The following is a 17902-nucleotide window of genomic DNA, read 5'->3' as shown; positions in this document are numbered from 1 at the left end:
CCTATAAAGAATGGAATAATTTCATATATTAAAAATGGTAGGTTATTCCTACCATTTTTGGCATGGAGGGATGAACATGAAGTTACTCAATTATATCGGTATCATATTAATGGCTATAGGACTATTCATGGGATCATATTACGCTATGGAATGGTATAAAGGAAAAAGCTCTGCCGGGCAATTAACGAAAGAAGAAATAAAGAGCCTTAACAATATACAACATAATCAACTTTCTCATGAAACACCTGTAACTTCTCAAGTGCCTTCTTCTCAGACAGAGCATAAAGAAGGAGAAAAGGTAGCGATGTTACATATACCGAAAATAAAGAAGAAGTTTTCTATATACTGGGGAGCGGATGATGCAACGTTGAAGAAAGGAGTTGGAATGTTCGTTAGTGATTTAACGACAACGCCATCTGGAGGGGGACATACTGTACTGAGTGGACACCGGGATACTGTATTTACAGATTTAGGAGAGTTAAAAGAAAAAGACACTCTTGTTTTAGAGTATGATAATAAAACTTACACATACGAAATTCAAAAGATATGGATTACCCATGCGGATGATCGTACTGTTATTATAAAAAAAGAAGAATCGATATTAACACTGACGACTTGCTATCCATTTGATTATATAGGGGATGCACCAGATAGATATATTATCGAGGCGAAGTTAACGGCTAGTTATTCAAAATGAAGTTGTAGTTTCTGAAAGCGAGAGGGGGATACATAAGTTATGTCAAAAAACATTTTAATTGTGGAAGATGAAGATATTTTGCGTGAAATTTTAAAAGATTATTTTTTGAGCGAGCAATATGTAGTGTTTGAAGCAAGAGATGGGAAAGAAGCTTTAGTTGTATTTGAGGAAGAAGAGGTTGATTTAGTTATTTTAGATATTATGTTGCCAGAACTTGATGGGTGGTCTGTTTGCCGAAGGATCCGTAAAACATCCGAGGTTCCTATCATTATGCTGACGGCACGTGTAGATGAAGATGATACGTTACTTGGATTTGAACTTGGGGCGGATGACTATGTGACGAAGCCGTATAGTCCGCCAATTTTATTAGCAAGAGCGAAACGGTTGTTAGAAAGTAGAAAAGTGACAAAGCAACTTTTAGAGAATGAAGATGATACATTATCAATCCATGGTATCCATGTCCATTTTCCGTCGCGTACTGTTACTGTAGATAAAACAGATATTAATTTAACACATACAGAATTTGAAATATTAGCGTATTTTATGAAAAATCAAGGGATTGTTTTAACACGAGAGCAACTCATTTCAAGGATTTGGGGATATGAATTTGCAGGTGATGATCGAACGGTTAATAGCCATATTCGTAATTTGAGAAACAAATTGGGAGAGAAAGCAAAGTACATTACAACTGTAGTACGAACAGGTTATAAATTTGAGGGGAATGTATGAGAAAAGGGATTGTACTAAAATTATTTACTCTCACAACAGCATTATGTATGTTAATTTTAGCGACGATATTTATTGGACAAACGATATTTTTTAAACAATATTACGCGAATCGAAAAGTGGAAGATATTAAAGTGAATTTAAATTCCTTTGAGAAGAGTTATTTAAACTATGCAGGAAATACAGAAGAAATTAAGCGACTGGAGCAAGATTTTTTAAGAGAAAATAATACGTGGATTACGACATTAGACCAGAATGGGAATTTAAAACATGCAGATGATTTCTATTTTGAGGTAGCGATAGATCGTAGGCAACAAAAGAGTTTTGGACAACAAATATTCAAAATTCCTTTATACAATCTCATCAATATAGAGGAGATTGATAATAAATCATCAAATGCATTTTTAGGACAAGAAATTTATTTTTCTGGCGTGAAAAAAGATGATAGTTATATTCCATTCTCTTTCGCGTTAGGCAAGCAAAATTTAAGCGGATCTAATAAACCGTTAGAAAAAGCGTTTCAGGAGAAAATGAAATTAAATGAGGAGAAAAAAAGAGCAGCCGGGGAACAACTTGCTAAGGAAAAGAAACCAGCTGTCCAGGAAGAACCTGCTCAAGAATTAGATGCTTACATAAGTGGGCGTGTTACGAACGTTCAGCTTCCTGATGTAACAGGTCCTATAAATCCAATTTATAAAAATAGCATCTTCTTAGATAACATAAAAGAATTTCAAACTAATTTATTATTAAAAGAGAGCAAGCACATACAATATGCAATACAAACAATGGACTATGAAAAAAATGATATAAAATATAAATTGTTAATCAAACCAATAAAAGAAAAAGATGGATCGGTGACATATATTTATGCGATGGCTTCTTTACAGCCTGTAGATGAAGCTGTACAAATGGTGCAAGATTACTACATTTACATCATTGCATTTGTAGTCGTTCTCATTTTTCTAGCTTCGTTCTATTACTCTAAACAAATTGCAAAGCCGTTATTAAAAATAAATGATACGACGAAGAAAATAGCACACTTAGATTTCACAGAACAAATACCGATTACTTCAAAAGATGAAATTGGTGATTTATCGAAAAATATTAATGTATTATCTAATAAGCTCCATTCGCATATTGGACAGCTAGAACAAGATATTGAAAAGGAAAGAAAGTTAGAAAATACGCGGAAAGAATTTATTTCTGGTGTTTCGCATGAATTAAAAACACCACTGAGTATTATGAAAAGCTGCATTTCTATTTTAAAAGATGGAGTAGCTGAGCATAAAAAAGAGTACTATTTTCAGGCAATGGAACGAGAAGTAGATAAAATGGATACGTTAATTTTGGATATGCTGGAGTTAGCTAAATTTGAATCAGGCACATATAAAATGAAAATGGATTCATTTTATATCGATACAGTAATTGAAGATATATGTGAACACCTTTCTGTGGACATAGAGAAAAAAGAACTTCATGTGCATAAAAATATATGTTCATTTGAAGTAGTCGCAAATCAAAGTCGGATTGAACAAGTAATCGTGAACTTCATTACGAATGCCATACGTTATACACCGAATAAAGAGGACATTATTATTTCTACAATAGATGAGAAGGATCGTATAAAAGTGTGTATTGAAAATAAAGGTACTCATATTGAAGAAGAGCAATTAGATAAAATTTGGGATCGTTTTTATCGTGTGGATGCAGCTCGTCAGCGTTCACAAGGTGGAACTGGGCTTGGTCTAGCTATTTCTAAAAATATTTTAGAACTGCACGATGCTGAATATGGGGCAGAAAATACAGAAGATGGTGTATTATTTTACTTCTATTTACCGAAAAAAGCGTAGACAATGTAATCTACGCTTTTTTAATTTATTTTCATATTATCTTTACCTAATCTTTATTTTTAAGCGATATAATCTGGTTAGAAAATGAGGTTATGTAAGGAGTCGATGAACCGTGCATAGCAAGTGGCTAAGTATAATGGTATTTATTTTCTTTTGTGCATTTATTGTATTTTTAATTGATATTACGATATGAAAAAAAGAGCGCTCATTAAGCGCTCTTTTTGTTTGAATTTATTTGATAAGCATTGATGCTCTTGAATAAGCGTGGTGAAGTAAGAAATAAAAATATAAGTAAAACGGTACATAGAATATAGGAACCAATCATTGTGCTACCGTTAAATATTAAAGAATATAGAACTGCTGATTGACCTTTCGGTGCATATTGTCCCCAGAAAATAATACCAGCGATAAAGTGACAGAAGTAGCGAGCAAAGCTACCAACAAATGTAGCGAGAATAATGTAACCAATAACTTTCTTTCCTTCGTTATTTAAAAGTGCTTTTTGAATTGGTCTATAGAATAAACCAGCAAATCCAATGAATGCGAAAGCAACGAAGTATTCAATGAGTACTTGAATTGGTGTGACGATAATGGCATCGCCTACGACAATTTGTAATAATCCCCAAATCAAGCCTCCTAAGAAAGCCATTTTGAAGCCCCAGCGATATGCGATAATAAAAATAGGAATCATAGCGAATGAGATGGAACCGCCTGTTGCTGATATTTTGATTGAAAGTGGTAAAATGTCGATGACCAAGGCGAAGGCTGCAAGAATGGCAGATTCGATCATCGCTTGTAAATTGGTGTTACGCATGTTGTCTCCCCCTAAATGCAAGTTGTACAAAAAAGAATAGATATCATAGGAGGATACGAAATACGTAAATAAAAAAGAGGTATGTATTTCGGACGTTTGCACAATCCCTGCGTTAGCATTAACTAACAGGTTCGAAGGGTCGGAACGAAGTGTTCCCTCTCAGCGGCATGGCTCCCCCTGTGATAACGAGATTCTTTATTTGCTATTGTTTATTGTAAGCGAAATGGATGAGAATGGCAAATGAATCAAGTATGACAATAATTGAAATATAATTGTATTGAAATGTTAATAAATATGAAGCGAAAAGATATAGTCCAAATGAAATAGAGTATGCTATAATTTTTTTGAAAATAATTATCATTCTCTTCTGAGGGGGAAGGTTATGAGCTTAGTAGATATTAAAATTGGCGAGAAAGTGTTAGTAAAAAGTATTCAGTCTTTAGATCAGTTATTAAAGCGTAGACTAGCTGCTTTCGGTCTTGCGGAAGGAAGCGAACTTCGCTTGAAACAGAAAGCGATGTTTAAAGGTCCTTGTACATTGGAGTGTCGTGGACAGTTAATTAGTATTCGTCATTGTGACGCGAAAATGATAAAGGTGGAATTAGCGTGAATAAGGTAGCTTTGCTAGGGAATCCGAATACAGGGAAGACATCATTATTTAATGCACTTACTGGTTCTTATGAATATGTAGGAAACTGGAGTGGTGTAACAGTAGAAAAAAAGGTTGGTAAATTAAAAGATAAGCAAGGAACATTAATTGATTTACCAGGAGTGTATGATTTGAATCCAGTTTCACGTGACGAAGGTGTCGTTACGAATTTTCTACTAACAGACGAATTTCATCATATGTTAAATATAGTGGATTCTTCGCAATTCGAGAGAAATATGCATTTAACGTTGCAATTGCTTGAATTTGGTAAGGCAGTTTCAATCGGCTTAAATATGGTTGATGTGGCGAAGCAAAGAGGAATTGTAATTGATGTAAAACGATTATCAGAGCTATTAGGTGTAACAGTCGTTCCTGTCGTTGCAAGAAGTGGAAAAGGCTGTGAAGAACTACTTACTACTCTTAAAGAAAATGACAAAAATGAGAAAAAGCCATTCATTATTTCATATGGTGTACCAATGGATGAAGGAATTGGAGAGGTAATTTCTCTTTTAGAGAAATCGAATTATAAGCATCCAAGATGGTTAGCTCTTCAATTTTTAAGCAATAACGAAGTAGTAGAAAAAGAAATGAAAGCATTACCAATTTATAAGGAACTTGTAGCCATTCGATCTCGCTTAGAAGGAAAACTTGATTGTACGTTAGAAGAGCACATTTACAAAACTCGTGAAGCGTATATTGAAAAGTTAAAAACAAATGTTATGCAGCATGAGAAAGAAGGAAAAATTCCTTTTTCGGAAAAAATTGATAGATTAATTACACATAAAATTTTAGGACTTCCAATCTTTTTAGCAGTTATGTTTTTTATTTTTCAGGTTACGTTTACGTGGATTGGTACACCTTTATCTGATATGTTAGATGGATTTTTTGGCGGACAGCTTACGGATTGGGTAACGGCTGGACTCACAAGTATTGGTGCTTCTGACTTTATTCAAGCGCTCGTTACAGAAGGTATTATTGCTGGTGTTGGTGCGGTATTAGTATTCGTTCCACAAATCTTTGCACTATTCTTTTTCATTTCATTATTAGAAGACTCAGGATATATGGCGCGAATTGCAGTTGTTATGGATAGAATTATGGAGTTCTTCGGTTTAAACGGAAAAGCGTTCATTCCGATGATTATCGGTTTTGGATGTAACGTTCCAGGTATTATGGCAGCGAGAACGATTGAACAAGAAAAAGAACGTTTACTTACAGTTCTTGTAACGCCATTTATGTCTTGTTCAGCACGTTTACCTGTATATGCATTATTTGCGGGAGTATTCTTCCCTCATAGTCAGGCAACTGTTGTATTTTCTTTATATGTTGCAGGTATTGTTCTTGCATTATTAGTTACAAAAATTATGTCGCTTACTATTTTAAAAGCGGAAAAATCTATTTTCGTTATTGAACTACCGCCTTACCGTGTGCCACAAGCGAAAACGTTATGGCTGAGCACATGGGAGAAAGGAAAAGGATTTGTTCGTAAAGCAGGTACATTCATCTTTGGTGGTTCTGTTGTCATTTGGTTATTAAACTATGCAGGTCCATCAGGGTTTGGTGTTGATATGGGAGACAGTTACTTAGCGATGATTGGTGGATTTATCGCACCACTATTTGCACCCCTTGGCTTTGGAACGTGGCAAGCTGCGGCATCTCTTTTAACAGGATTTTTAGCGAAAGAAGTTGTCGTTTCTACAATGGCAATTATTTATGCGGTGAAAGAAGATGTGTTAGGAAATGTAATGGGAGCACATTATACTGCATTATCAGCATATGCATTTATGTTCTTTATTTTATTATATGTTCCGTGCTTAGCGACAGTAGCTGTTATTAAACGTGAAACCGGATCAGCGAAGTGGACGATTTTCTCTGTCGTTTATCCACTCGTTGTTGCTTATATATTAACGTTCATTATATACCAAGTTGGATCTTTACTCGGATTCTAGAAGGAGATGTATTAGAGTGATGGTCAATATTATAATTGGAGCTATCATTTTTGGTTATGCAGCATACACGTTAGTTAATTTTGTAAAGAGAAGTAAAAAGGGAAAATGCGCAGCATGTTCTTTAAATAAATCGTGTCAGTCGCAAACTTGTAGTCCGGATATGGAGCAAATCGCTCACAAATAGCAAAAAAGCTTTGCGAATTTCGCAAAGTTTTTTTGTTTTACTTTTTAATTTTTACAAGTTGTGATGATTCTACACCATTTTTTCCAGGGAATTCTTTACTAGGGTCTTTATCGAATTTTAATACCCCAACAGATTTTTCATCGCCTTTTACATTTACGTAAGTTGCATCATCAACAATCGCGAACATGTCGGCATATGCACGGCCACTTCCGATAATTGTATTGCCTTCGTATTTTAATTTTGCCCCATCAAGTGTAGCATTTTCTACTTTTTCTTTAGCAAATAATACACCTTGCTCTGCTGTTACAGCTGGTAATTTATCAAGTGGTTTCGTGTCGTCTTTTTCATTAACTTTGCTAAGTAACTCTTTCTTCACGAGTTCTTCACCAGTTTTTTTATCCATGACAAGAACTTTTTTACCCTCTAATGTTGTCATTTTCATTTTATAGAAGTCTTTTTCTTTCACTTCTTTTTTATTTTGATCTGTAATTTTCTGAACTTGCGCATCTGTTCCATATAGTACAAAGCCGTTCGCTTTCTCTCCTAATAAAGAACAACCTGATAATGCTCCGAATGAAATTGCTGCTGCTAATCCGATTCCTACTAATTTTTTCATGATGATTTCTCCTTTTATCTGTTTTATAGTAAATACATTTTTGTATTAGTTCTGAAATGATGAGAAGCTTGTTCGTTGCTTCTGGTATTAGTGTATAAGAAATATTGCAACGCAACTATCGAGTTAGCTTACAGTAACATTACAATAATGTAATTTAGTGAAAGTGCATAAAAATAAGTCAATTTTGAAGAGGGTTAATGAGAATATATTAGGAATACAATGTTTTATATAGAATGTCATATTATATTGGCTGTATTTTGGAAATAACATGTAAGGACATATTAGTTTTGTTATAATAAACACATAGGCTGTAAAAATGAATATTCTTTACTGTAAAGGGAGATTTTTCAGTTTTCCAAGTAGTGAATTTGAAATATGAGGTATATCATAGGAGGAATTTGGATGTCTGTATTTAAACGATTAAGAGATTTAACAATGTCGAATGTGTATTCAATAATTGAAAAAGCGGAAGATCCAGTTAAGATGACGGATCAATATTTACGCGATATGCAAGCGGATGTACAAGAAGCTGAGAAAAGTGTAGCAGCTCAAATTGCACTTGAGAAGAAATTCAAAATATTATTTGAAGAGCAAGAAGCACTTGTGAAAAAACGTGAAGAGCAAGCTCATATGGCTGTTCAAGCAAGCAATCTCGATCTTGCGCGTCGTGCTCTTGAAGAAAAACAAAATGCAGAGCAAAAGATGAATGAATATAAAGCAAGCTATGAGCAAAACAAAGCTGCTGCTGATAATCTTCGCCTGAAGTTAGAAGAAATGCGTAAGCAATTAACAGAGCTGAAAAATAAACGTGAAACACTTGTAGCACGTGTAAATGCGGCGAAAGCACAAAAGAATATTAATCAGGCGATGTCTGGTTTTGATTCAAACTCAGCAAAAGCTGGTTTAAGCCGTATGGAAGAGAAAGCTCTTCAATTGGAGGCTGAAGCAGAAGCAAGTGGCGAAGTTTATAAAAAAGAAAAGTCATTAGATGATGAATTCGCAAGCTTAAACAAAAATTCTGCTGTTGACGATGAATTAGCTCGTATTATGAAGCAGTATGAGAAATAATATAGAATAGACAAAGAAACCGACATGTCTGAAGAGAATTCATGTCGGTTTTCTATTACTTTTTAGAGGAGGTTTTGCAATGACATGGACAAATGTGTTAGCCATGCTTGTATGGACTGGAGCGAGTGCAGTACTTTTATTTGCAATTATGTGGGTTGATTCAATTTTTACTAAATACAATGATTTAAAAGAAATAAAGAATGGGAATACAGCTGTAACAACGCGTTTCGTTATGAAATTATTCGCGCAAGGGTACATTTTATCTCAATCGATAACGAAAGCAAATGACTTATGGCAAGCGCTACTTGCATCAGCAGTTTCTTTCGTTATTTTATTAGTGGTAGAAATGTTTATCGAATTTGTGTTAAAGAAAATGTCTGGTTTAGATTTAGAAGAAGGCACGAAAGAAGGCAGTGTTGCGCATGCGATGTTGGCCGGATCATTACATATCGTTGGTGCACTTATTTTAGGTGCTTGTTTATAAAGAGAGAAGGAGGGGTAAATCATGAGTTTATTTAAACGAATTAAAAATATAATAAAGAGCCCAGAGCCGCCGAAACCAGAGAAAAGTTTGTTAACGTTAGCTCCTGGCGATATGATTGAAGTTTCATTAGTCATGTACGAATTAACTGGGAAAACGAGTATGCATTCTCGTAAAGAAATTGTTTTAACACTGCAAGACGGGAAAGATATTCGTTATTTAAAAATTGAAGACCGTGAAAATACGTATTACAAATTATATACACCAATTGATGGTCGTTTAGATTCGATTGATGAAATTCCGACAACAATTGAAATGGATGATACGGAGTACCACATGGAAGAGCAATATAACGGACGTGTTGTTGTGATGGGGAAAACACCATTCTCTGCTTCAGAGGAACAGTACGTATGGGAATTCCAATCAGATAACCGAAAATTATTACGTATTGAATGGCAAAATGGTCGCACAATGATGTATGAGGGAGAAGCAATTATTCCTGCTGATGTACAAATTATAAGAGCAACGTAAGGGGGCGTAATCATGTCAAACCGATTGTTTACCATGATTAAATCGTTCGTAATCCCTATACTTGCTATCGTTCTATTACTTGTTGTTGCTGGATATGCCTTATCAGGTTGTCAAGGCGGACAGACAAAGTCGATTCAAGACCGTTATCCACTAGAATCTGTCGCAAAAGAAGGTAAACAAGAATCTTACGTGTATAGGGCCGCCAATCGGTCAGTTCCTGAAGTCGCAAAGGAACTCATTAATGAAAGAGAACCGAAGCAAGCATCTAAAGAAGACGAAAATCAAATGTTCCTCGTTTATTCTGATAAGATTTATAACCTGCAAAAGGATAAAGAGAAACCTTCTGATACGTTAATTGAAATAAGTAATAAAGAATTTGTCCGTCAAAATTACCAACCATCCTTCCTGCAAGGATATATTATGGGAAGTATATTAAACGATATATTCGGTTCACGAAAATCATCATACGGTGATTATCGCGGATATAATGACAGACAAAATCATAAACCGGTTATTCCAGAAAGACCACCGACGAAAGAAGAAAAGAAAACCCCGCCTCCAATTACGAAGGAAGGGAAAGGATCTATCATTAAGCGAGGCGATAATGTAGATTCGAAACCTTCCGTAGGAGATACAGGAAGTATTACGAAAAAAGGAAGTAGTACGCCTCCGCCTTCTACTGGAAGCAAAGGAAAAATTACAAAAACACCAGGTGGCTCGAGCGGATCAGATGTGAAGCCGAAATCATCTATTAAAACGCCGCCAAGGAATACATCTCCTCCGAAAACGAGGGTCGGTGGTTCAGGAAAAATTACGAAGAGAAGATAGTTATAGAGACCGAAAAGTGGAAGTTGCTTTTCGGTCTTTTTATTGTGGAAATTAATTCCTTGTAGCTAGTACAATTAATGTATAAGGAGGGATTAGTATGACTATGTATAAAAGATTTAGTGTAATTATGTTCCTCGTCTTATTTCTCAGTTTGTTTATTAGCACAACGATGGAATTCCACTTTGTAGTAGGTATTCTATGGATACTATGTACATGTACTCTTTTTCTATATGTTCCGCTTCGTTTTCAACAAGAAGTGCCCGCCTTTCAAAAATACGTAGCATGGATTAAGAGAGGAAGAAGATGGGGAGAGTAAAATTATATCAGCGATTATCGCAATATATCGACTTACCGACAAATACTTAATAATAAGAAGAGGGTGTGCCAAAATGTTGGCACACCCTCGTTTTTCATAATGATTAATGAATATCACGTTTCTTGAAATTACCGCCTTTTACTTCTGCTACGTCATAAACTGTAATAAAGGCATTTGGATCGATTTCATTAATAAGTTCTTTCATTTTACTTTCTTCTAAACGGTTAATTACACAAGAAATCTCTTTAAATTTCTCTCTTGAATAACCACCGTATACTTCGTTATATGTTGCACTTCGGCCTAAACGATCGCGAATTGTTTCTACCATTAATTCAGGCTCTTTCGTAATGATTTTAAATGCTTTCGAACCACTTAAACCAACTTCAACGATATGAATCACTTTCGAAGCGATAAAGTAAGCAATTGCCGAAAGGATAGCTCCTTGAAGGCCGAATACTGTTGATACGAAAATAAATACGAACATGTTTAAGAATAAAATAAGGTCACTCGTTCCAAATGGTAACTTACGAGAAAGCAATACAGCTAGCATATCGATTCCATCTAATGCCCCGCCGTTACGTAATGCTAGTCCCATACCAAAACCGATAATAATACCACCAACAACTGTAACTAATAATGTATCGCCTTCAATAATAGCTGGTATTCCGTGCATGACAACGGTACCTATTGCTAATGAAGCAATCCCGATAATGGAATAAATAGCAAAGCTTTTACCGATTTGCTTATATCCTAACCAAACGAAAGGAATGTTAATAACTGCGATTAGAGCTCCTAATGGCAATCCAAATAATCTTGAACTAACGATACTTAAACCAGTCACACCACCGTCTGATACGTTATTTGGAATTAATACCGCTTCTAATCCGTATGCTGTGATAAATGCCCCAATAATAATCATCAAAGCTTTTGAAGCGATTTTTAGCTTATTGGGCTTGTTTTTGATAATTTTCTCCATGTAATTTCCTCGTTTCAAACTAGTTTCTTATTTGTTACGTAATTCACACCTAAATTTAATTTTAACATTTTATTTGAAAAAATTCTCCTTTAATGGATGTATGCAGGGAATATTATCACCATATTATCTTTAAAATATTTTTGAAATAAGTATAAGAAATCCCATCCTTATGAAAGGATGGGAGAATGTTAAGAAACAATAAAACTAATTACTGTTAGGAATAAAGCGAAACCTAAAATAGTCCCGCACACTTTCATATGGCGCTTACGTCCCATAACGACAATTGCGACATATTCGCGAATCATTGCGTTAGGCCAGTAATAAAATGCTGTTTTTGATCCAATTCCTTGGCTATTAAGTCCAGCTTGTCTTGCATATATACCAGCGCGGAAAAGATGGAAGTTGTTTGTTGTAAAAATACTTCTATACTTACCTTCAGGTTTTAAAGAATCCATAATTTCTTTAGAGAACGACATATTTTGATATGTGTTTACAGAGCGATTTTCTTGCACTGTATGTTCAATCGGAATTCCTTTTTCAACAGCATATTTTTGCATTGCTTCTGCTTCAGGAAGGCCTTCATCCGGACCTTGTCCGCCAGAGAAAATGATTGTTGGTGGTGTATTTACAGCGGCTTGTTTCCAATAAAAGTCGATTGCTTTATTAATGCGACTTGCCAGTAAAGGCGGTACTTTATCATTAATTAAGCCACTACCAAGAACGATGATGAAATCTTGATTACGCCTTGGTCTGTTGAATTGATATAAAAAATACGCGCTTAAGAAGTTAGATAAATGCACAAAGAAATACATAGTTATAAGAGATATAGCAGCAAAAATAAATTGAAAATGCTCTGAGAATAAACTCGCTGGACTTATGATGATGAATAGTATAGACAATAAAATCCCTAAAGCAGCAATTAAAGTTAAAGAGTTTGTGAAGCGTCTTCCTTCACGTTGCATTAAAATTTTTGCATTAAGAAATAGTCCAAACATTAAAGCGACTATAGCAAAAGGTATCATTACAATTAGCGCTAACATGGGAATAATAACGATAAAATGTAAAGAGTTACTACCAGACTCATATGAGGCTATAGCGCAAAATAATAGAAATGAACAGAAAAAGGCATTAAATAAAAAGCCATTTATTATTTTTCGTGGGTCTTTTAAGTAAGAGATAAGAAAAATAATAAACAATATAAGAGGAATGATTCCAAAAGACATAAATATAGTACACCTCAATTTGTATAAGAATTTGACATATCTTTTATATTACATGATTTTATAATTGAAAATGAAAGAAAAAGGATTTTGAATTTTCTCAATAAAATATATGAATACATATGTTAAAATGTATGTAAGGCGATATATTAAAAGTAAAATGGTTGAAAAGGCACTCTATGGAGTGTCTTTTCTTTTTTTCATGTAATTATGCATATTATATTTATTTTCAAGTGAAGAGGATTAAAATATAAGTGGTAGGCAGACTATATAAAGCAGAATTTCTTACAAACATTTCCCTCTACTTGTTGTATCTAACAATCGTATAACAATAAATAATTCTGTTTTATAGCGTCTGTTTATGAAAGGTGTCCTCTTTGAAGGCACCTTTTTGTTGTTTCATGTAGATACTTTTCACTGTTAATATAGTGAAAAGTATCTATACTAAACATTAGCAATCTTCCGTATAAATATTATCAATTCACTATATATTCCAGTGGTGTTAACCTACATATGAAAGGCTTTCTTTTTCAAAATATTACCCCTAATAAATTTTTGAAGAAGTCAACTGTCTCCAAAATTGCCATTCATGCTTAGCAAAAAAGAATCCAGCAGGATTCTTTTTTGTGTTCGACACGATATGACAAATTGTATTCTAATAACTTATTATTATGTTAAACGGTTATTAAGGGGAGTAAAAGGGGATCTTAGAATGAATTTAAAGAAAATATTTTTAACAGGCGCGATTGTCGTAACAACTCCCTTTACATCTATTGGAACGGCACAAGCAAGTATTATTTTCAAAGATGTTCCAACAGGGCATTGGTCTTATAAAGCAATTTTAGATTTAACAAGTAAAAATATTGTTAGTGGGTACGGAAATGGAATTTCTGGGTTTGGTGATGATGTGACTCGTGAGCAATATGTACAGTTCTTATATAATGCGACATTACCATATGAGGAAAGACCAGGAGCAAATCAAGAGCCAAAGCGCTTTGCTAATTGTAAAGAAGCAAACGATGCTGGATTTTATGATATTACAAGAGATAGTCCGTACTATGGTAAGCATTTAGATCGTGATGGCGATGGAATTGCTTGTGAGAGAGAGAAGAGCGGTAAATAAAAAAGCACTCACCCTGAGTGCTTTTTCTTATGGAAACATGCTATTTTTTTAGGCGATTCTCATAAACTAAAAGTAAGGAAATGAAAGTAGGTGACAAAATGCCGTCAGTTGTGGAAGGTGTTATTATTGAAAACTGTAACGGAACGATTAATTTAGGAGATAAATATAACGTGCAGCCGATTGAAAAAACGAAAGCTTATAATGGATCAGGATCATCGAATACAGGAAAAAAAGTACAAACATTTAGTGGTATTAGTACAGCAGATGTAAGGGATAGCGATGTGAACGATCAAGGAATACAGTTTACTTTATAGATAAATATGTAAAATTGCATAAAATGATGAACTTGCCCTGTGCTACAATCTAGCTGTGAGCTGTTAATGATTCTTCTGTATTATAGTTGTTAGATTGGAAATATAACATCTTATCGAAAATCATACGTAAAAAAGACACTTCAACGAAGTGTCTTTTTTATTTTAGTGATACCCTTTAGCAGAGTCTTTATGAATTTTATTTTTAAAGATACTGTAGCTCCAAAGTTGATATCCAATAACAATTGGTACCATAACCATTGCAACGAAGAACATAATTTTTAAGTTTAATTGACTACCAGCTGCGTTATATAGCGTTGTACTATAAGCATCGTTAATACGAGATGGTAACATTCTTGGGAACATACCTGCAAATCCAGTTGTCATAAACATTGCGATTGTTAAGCAAACGAATGTGAATGCGAGACCTATTTTATGTTTGTACACCATAATAAGTGCGAGTACACTCATTAACATGGCAAGTACCGGAAGAATGAATAGTACCGGATATTCTGTGAAGTTTTGGAATAAATTTGTACGATTTGCAGTTGCTACATAGAAAATAGCTAAAATGATAGCAGCTGCCATTGAAAATGGTCTTGCGATTTTATAAGCGCGATCAGATACTTCACCAGTCGTTTTAATCATAACCCAAAGGGCGCCAGATACGACGAATATAGCAGTGAAGAACAGGCCACCTAAAATACCATAATGATTTAGTAAGCTGAGTAAATTTCCTTCATAGCCATTTTTTCCGATTTGTAGTCCGTAATAAAGGTTAGCGAATGTAACACCGAATAAGAAGGCGATTAGGAAACTACCAATTGTAAATGCCCATTTACAAGTTTTTTGCCAAATTGGTGAATCGTCTTTATGCATAAATTCAAGTCCAGCAGCACGAGCAAACAGTGCGAGTAATACTAAAAATAGTGGTGTATATAAATAACTAAACATATTTGCATATGTGACTGGGAAAGCAGCAAATGTTGCGCCACCAGCTGTAATTAACCATACTTCATTACCACCCCAGAATGGGCCGATTGCTTCTTGTAATTGATTTCGTTCTTGTCGGTCTTTCGCAACGAAAGGAAAAATCATTCCGTTACCAAGTGCATACCCATCAAGAATGAAGTAAACTGTCCAAATCACGCCCCATAAACCAAACCAGACGATTGCAAGCATATCATGAGACATGTGCTGCACCTCCCTCAGTAGCAGGTTCTTCTAATGCTGCTGGTCCTTTTTTCGCGAACTTTAGCATTAAGTATACATCTGCAATTAAAAGTAATGTGTAGAACAAGATTAAACTAATTAATGAGAACCAAATTTGTGGAACAGATATAGGTGATACAGATTCTGCTGTACGCATTAGTTTATAAACTGTCCATGGTTGACGACCTACTTCGGCAACAATCCAACCAGCGTTAATTGCGATATATGGTAGTAAGACAGACCATATTGTAATTTTTAAATAACGTTTTGAGTTTTCTAGTTTTCCTTTTCGATTTAAGTAGAAACCGTACCAAGTTAATGCCATAAAGAACATACCAAGTGCAACCATTAAGCGGAAGCTATAGTACACGAGGTTAACATTTGGACGTTCATCTTTCGGGATATCTTTTAAACCAACAATTTCGCCATCAAATGAGTTTGTATAGAAGAAACTTCCTAGTTTCGGAATAGTAAGGAATTCAAAGTTCTTTTCGTTCTTTACATCAGGAATTTGAACAATCGAAAAGCCTTGTCCTTTTCCAGTTTCCCAAACAGCTTCCATCGCAGCACCTTTTGCTGGTTGATACTTAGCTGCTGATACACCAGACTGATGCCCCATAAACGGTGTAACAGTTGCAGCGAATAAACCTAACATTAAGCCAAACTTAAATGATTTTTTGAAGAACTCCACTTCATTTTTACGTAATAAATGATAAGCACTAATTGCCATAACGAAGAAAGCACCAACGATATAACAACCAATTACAGTATGGAAGAACATGTTCCAAGCATATGGATTTGTCACAAGTGCCCAGAAATCATTTAGTTCAGCGCGGCCGTTACGTACGACGTAGCCAACAGGGTTTTGCATAAAACCGTTTGCTGTAATAATCCAAAGGGCGGAAATATTTGTTCCAAGTGCAACCATCCACATACAGAAGGCACGGAACTTTGGTGAAATTTTGTCTTTACCGAATAACCATATTCCCATGAAAGTAGATTCTAAGAAGAAGGCAACGAGTGCTTCGATTGCGAGAGGTGATCCAAAAATATCTCCCATATATTTGGAGTACTCAGACCAGTTTGTTCCAAATTGGAACTCCATCGTAATCCCGGTTATAATCCCCATTACGAAGTTAATTGTAAATAATTTACCCCAGAAATTTGCCATTTTGCGGTATGTTGGATTCAATGTGCGGGCGTATTGAGTTTCCATACATGCCACTAAAATAACAAGTCCGATTGTCAAAGGTACAAATAAAAAGTGATAAAAAATAGTAATTGCAAATTGAAAACGACTCAGTAACAGAACGTCGGACATAATGAATATTCACTCCTTTTTTACATTATCTACAATCAGTTTATAGTGAAAATACGTTTTAAATAGAGGGGACTTGTTACAAAGGTGTGTGTATATTTTGAAAGAATTATGTCGGTTATCTGAAAATATCTTATTTTTACTATAAAGCAATATCCTTTTTGAGTTTTTTAAATTTTGGTACACTATATAAGTAATGTAAATGAGAGAAAAGAGGGTTCTTTACTATGAAGTCATTAGAAGAGATTTTACAATACAATGAAAAATTCGTTGAAGAAAAAAAATACGAAGAGTACGAAACAGGTAAATTTCCAAACAAAAAGATGGTAATTATCTCTTGTATGGATACTCGTCTTGTTGAATTATTGCCGAAAGCGATGAATATGCGTAACGGTGATGTGAAAATTATTAAAGTAGCAGGCGCTGTTATTTCACATCCGTTTGGAAGTATTATGCGTAGTATTTTAGTTGCTGTATATGAACTTGGTGCTGATGAAGTTTGTGTAGTTGGTCACCACGATTGTGGTATGGCAAAAATTCAAGCAAGCAGTACAATTGAGAAGATGAAAGAGCGCGGTATAACAGAAGAGAAATTAGATACACTTCGTTATTCTGGAATCGATTTAGAAAGATTCCTACAAGGATTCTCTAGTGTAGAAGAAAGTGTAGAACATAGCGTATCAATACTTCGCAACCATCCATTACTTCCTGAAGAAGTACCTGTTCACGGTCTTGTTATAGATCCTGACACAGGAAAATTAGATTTAGTTGTGAATGGTTACGACAATTAAGAATTTACTTTGTCATCTTTTTTATCTGGGACAGGATCAAATCCTCCCGGGTGGAAAGGGTGACATTTTAATATACGCTTGCATGTAAGCCAAAATCCTTTCAGAGCACCATGTTTTTGAAATGCTTCTAATCCGTAATGAGAACAAGTTGGGTAAAAGCGGCACGTTGGTGGTGTCATCGGAGAAATGAACTTTTGATAAAAGCGTATAATCCCAATAAAAATCTGTTTCATAATGGTCTCCTT

General features: G+C 34.9%; 21 protein-coding genes and 1 riboswitch. Of the genes, 14 read left to right on the top strand and 7 right to left on the bottom strand.

Features of this window, described 5'->3' with window-relative positions; genetic code table 11:
* The first annotated feature begins 76 nt into the window (after nucleotides 1-76).
* From DN392_RS00425 to DN392_RS00415, 3 genes are read left to right on the top strand one after another with little or no spacing between them, the layout of a single operon-like run.
* Nucleotides 77-697 carry a class D sortase gene (locus DN392_RS00425; protein ID WP_064472347.1) on the top strand — a complete coding sequence of 207 codons (621 nt, stop codon included), beginning with the start codon at nucleotides 77-79 and terminating at the stop codon, nucleotides 695-697.
* Between the two features lie 39 nt (nucleotides 698-736).
* Nucleotides 737-1426 (top strand): response regulator transcription factor, encoded by a 690-nt coding sequence (locus DN392_RS00420; protein ID WP_048565812.1) that lies wholly within the window; start codon nucleotides 737-739, stop codon nucleotides 1424-1426.
* Nucleotides 1423-3273 (top strand): sensor histidine kinase, encoded by a 1851-nt coding sequence (locus DN392_RS00415; protein WP_088321327.1) that lies wholly within the window; start codon nucleotides 1423-1425, stop codon nucleotides 3271-3273. The genes DN392_RS00420 and DN392_RS00415 overlap by 4 nt, the downstream gene beginning before the upstream one ends.
* Nucleotides 3274-3481: 208 nt before the next feature.
* Here DN392_RS00415 and thiT read toward each other — a convergent pair whose 3' ends face one another.
* Nucleotides 3482-4087: an energy-coupled thiamine transporter ThiT gene (thiT, locus tag DN392_RS00410; protein ID WP_001246569.1), complete on the bottom strand. Its 606-nt coding sequence runs from the start codon at nucleotides 4085-4087 to the stop codon at nucleotides 3482-3484.
* Between the two features lie 86 nt (nucleotides 4088-4173).
* Nucleotides 4174-4275, bottom strand: a riboswitch (TPP riboswitch).
* A 194-nt stretch (nucleotides 4276-4469) separates the two neighbouring features.
* Here thiT and DN392_RS00405 point away from each other — a divergent pair.
* From DN392_RS00405 to DN392_RS00395, 3 genes are read left to right on the top strand one after another with little or no spacing between them, the layout of a single operon-like run.
* Entirely contained in the window at nucleotides 4470-4697 is a 228-nt protein-coding gene (locus DN392_RS00405; protein ID WP_000060512.1) for a FeoA family protein, read from the top strand.
* A complete protein-coding gene (gene feoB, locus DN392_RS00400; RefSeq protein ID WP_088321328.1) occupies nucleotides 4694-6682 on the top strand; it encodes a ferrous iron transport protein B in 1989 nt (662 codons plus the stop codon). The genes DN392_RS00405 and feoB overlap by 4 nt, the downstream gene beginning before the upstream one ends.
* A 16-nt stretch (nucleotides 6683-6698) precedes the next feature.
* Nucleotides 6699-6866 carry a FeoB-associated Cys-rich membrane protein gene (locus DN392_RS00395; protein ID WP_000989597.1) on the top strand — a complete coding sequence of 56 codons (168 nt, stop codon included), beginning with the start codon at nucleotides 6699-6701 and terminating at the stop codon, nucleotides 6864-6866.
* Between the two features lie 37 nt (nucleotides 6867-6903).
* Here the strand turns inward: DN392_RS00395 and DN392_RS00390 are convergent, their stop codons facing one another.
* Nucleotides 6904-7482: a lipoprotein BA_5634 family protein gene (locus tag DN392_RS00390; RefSeq protein WP_000737476.1), complete on the bottom strand. Its 579-nt coding sequence runs from the start codon at nucleotides 7480-7482 to the stop codon at nucleotides 6904-6906.
* Between the two features lie 402 nt (nucleotides 7483-7884).
* On the opposite strand from DN392_RS00390, the gene DN392_RS00385 reads away from it, so the two are divergent.
* From DN392_RS00385 to DN392_RS00365, 5 genes are all read left to right on the top strand, one after another.
* Complete coding sequence (locus tag DN392_RS00385) at nucleotides 7885-8550, top strand: PspA/IM30 family protein (protein ID WP_000110279.1); 666 nt, start codon at nucleotides 7885-7887, stop codon at nucleotides 8548-8550.
* A 79-nt stretch (nucleotides 8551-8629) separates the two neighbouring features.
* Nucleotides 8630-9034: a DUF350 domain-containing protein gene (locus DN392_RS00380; RefSeq protein WP_000220323.1), complete on the top strand. Its 405-nt coding sequence runs from the start codon at nucleotides 8630-8632 to the stop codon at nucleotides 9032-9034.
* Between the two features lie 21 nt (nucleotides 9035-9055).
* Nucleotides 9056-9562 carry a DUF4178 domain-containing protein gene (locus tag DN392_RS00375; RefSeq protein WP_000051738.1) on the top strand — a complete coding sequence of 169 codons (507 nt, stop codon included), beginning with the start codon at nucleotides 9056-9058 and terminating at the stop codon, nucleotides 9560-9562.
* A gap of 12 nt (nucleotides 9563-9574) precedes the next feature.
* Nucleotides 9575-10390 (top strand): DUF4247 domain-containing protein, encoded by an 816-nt coding sequence (locus DN392_RS00370; RefSeq protein WP_000071201.1) that lies wholly within the window; start codon nucleotides 9575-9577, stop codon nucleotides 10388-10390.
* A 97-nt stretch (nucleotides 10391-10487) separates the two neighbouring features.
* The gene (locus DN392_RS00365; RefSeq protein WP_000180094.1) at nucleotides 10488-10706 is read left to right on the top strand and encodes a hypothetical protein; all 219 of its coding nucleotides are present in this window, start codon (nucleotides 10488-10490) and stop codon (nucleotides 10704-10706) included.
* Nucleotides 10707-10809: 103 nt separating this feature from the next.
* Here DN392_RS00365 and DN392_RS00360 read toward each other — a convergent pair whose 3' ends face one another.
* Nucleotides 10810-11682 carry a YitT family protein gene (locus DN392_RS00360; protein WP_000411241.1) on the bottom strand — a complete coding sequence of 291 codons (873 nt, stop codon included), beginning with the start codon at nucleotides 11680-11682 and terminating at the stop codon, nucleotides 10810-10812.
* A gap of 188 nt (nucleotides 11683-11870) precedes the next feature.
* Entirely contained in the window at nucleotides 11871-12905 is a 1035-nt protein-coding gene (locus DN392_RS00355; RefSeq protein ID WP_000007814.1) for a YdcF family protein, read from the bottom strand.
* A 709-nt stretch (nucleotides 12906-13614) separates the two neighbouring features.
* Between DN392_RS00355 and DN392_RS00350 the strand changes: the two genes are divergently transcribed.
* Together DN392_RS00350 and DN392_RS00345 are read left to right on the top strand one after the other, a co-directional pair.
* The gene (locus DN392_RS00350) at nucleotides 13615-14025 is read left to right on the top strand and encodes an excalibur calcium-binding domain-containing protein (RefSeq protein WP_001049555.1); all 411 of its coding nucleotides are present in this window, start codon (nucleotides 13615-13617) and stop codon (nucleotides 14023-14025) included.
* A gap of 80 nt (nucleotides 14026-14105) precedes the next feature.
* Entirely contained in the window at nucleotides 14106-14339 is a 234-nt protein-coding gene (locus DN392_RS00345) for a spore germination protein (RefSeq protein ID WP_033658693.1), read from the top strand.
* 162 nt (nucleotides 14340-14501) lie between these two features.
* On the opposite strand, the gene cydB is transcribed toward DN392_RS00345, so the two are convergent.
* Both cydB and cydA read right to left on the bottom strand, forming a co-directional pair.
* A complete protein-coding gene (gene cydB / locus DN392_RS00340; protein ID WP_000017672.1) occupies nucleotides 14502-15530 on the bottom strand; it encodes a cytochrome d ubiquinol oxidase subunit II in 1029 nt (342 codons plus the stop codon).
* On the bottom strand, nucleotides 15520-16869 hold the full coding sequence (gene cydA / locus DN392_RS00335; RefSeq protein ID WP_046956116.1) for a cytochrome ubiquinol oxidase subunit I: 1350 nt from the start codon (nucleotides 16867-16869) through the stop codon (nucleotides 15520-15522). The genes cydB and cydA overlap by 11 nt, the downstream gene beginning before the upstream one ends.
* A gap of 224 nt (nucleotides 16870-17093) precedes the next feature.
* On the opposite strand from cydA, the gene DN392_RS00330 reads away from it, so the two are divergent.
* Nucleotides 17094-17657, top strand: a complete 564-nt coding sequence (locus DN392_RS00330; protein ID WP_000838167.1) for a beta-class carbonic anhydrase — start codon at nucleotides 17094-17096, stop codon at nucleotides 17655-17657.
* Here DN392_RS00330 and yidD read toward each other — a convergent pair.
* Nucleotides 17654-17890, bottom strand: a complete 237-nt coding sequence (yidD, locus tag DN392_RS00325) for a membrane protein insertion efficiency factor YidD (protein WP_000809334.1) — start codon at nucleotides 17888-17890, stop codon at nucleotides 17654-17656. The genes DN392_RS00330 and yidD overlap by 4 nt on opposite strands.
* Nucleotides 17891-17902 lie beyond the last annotated feature (12 nt).

Origin of the sequence: Bacillus sp. BB51/4 (assembly GCF_008368845.1) — a bacterium.
Lineage (GTDB): Bacteria > Bacillota > Bacilli > Bacillales > Bacillaceae_G > Bacillus_A > Bacillus_A wiedmannii.
Note: the sequence above shows the minus strand (reverse complement) of the source record. Positions and strands in the feature narration are given on the sequence as shown.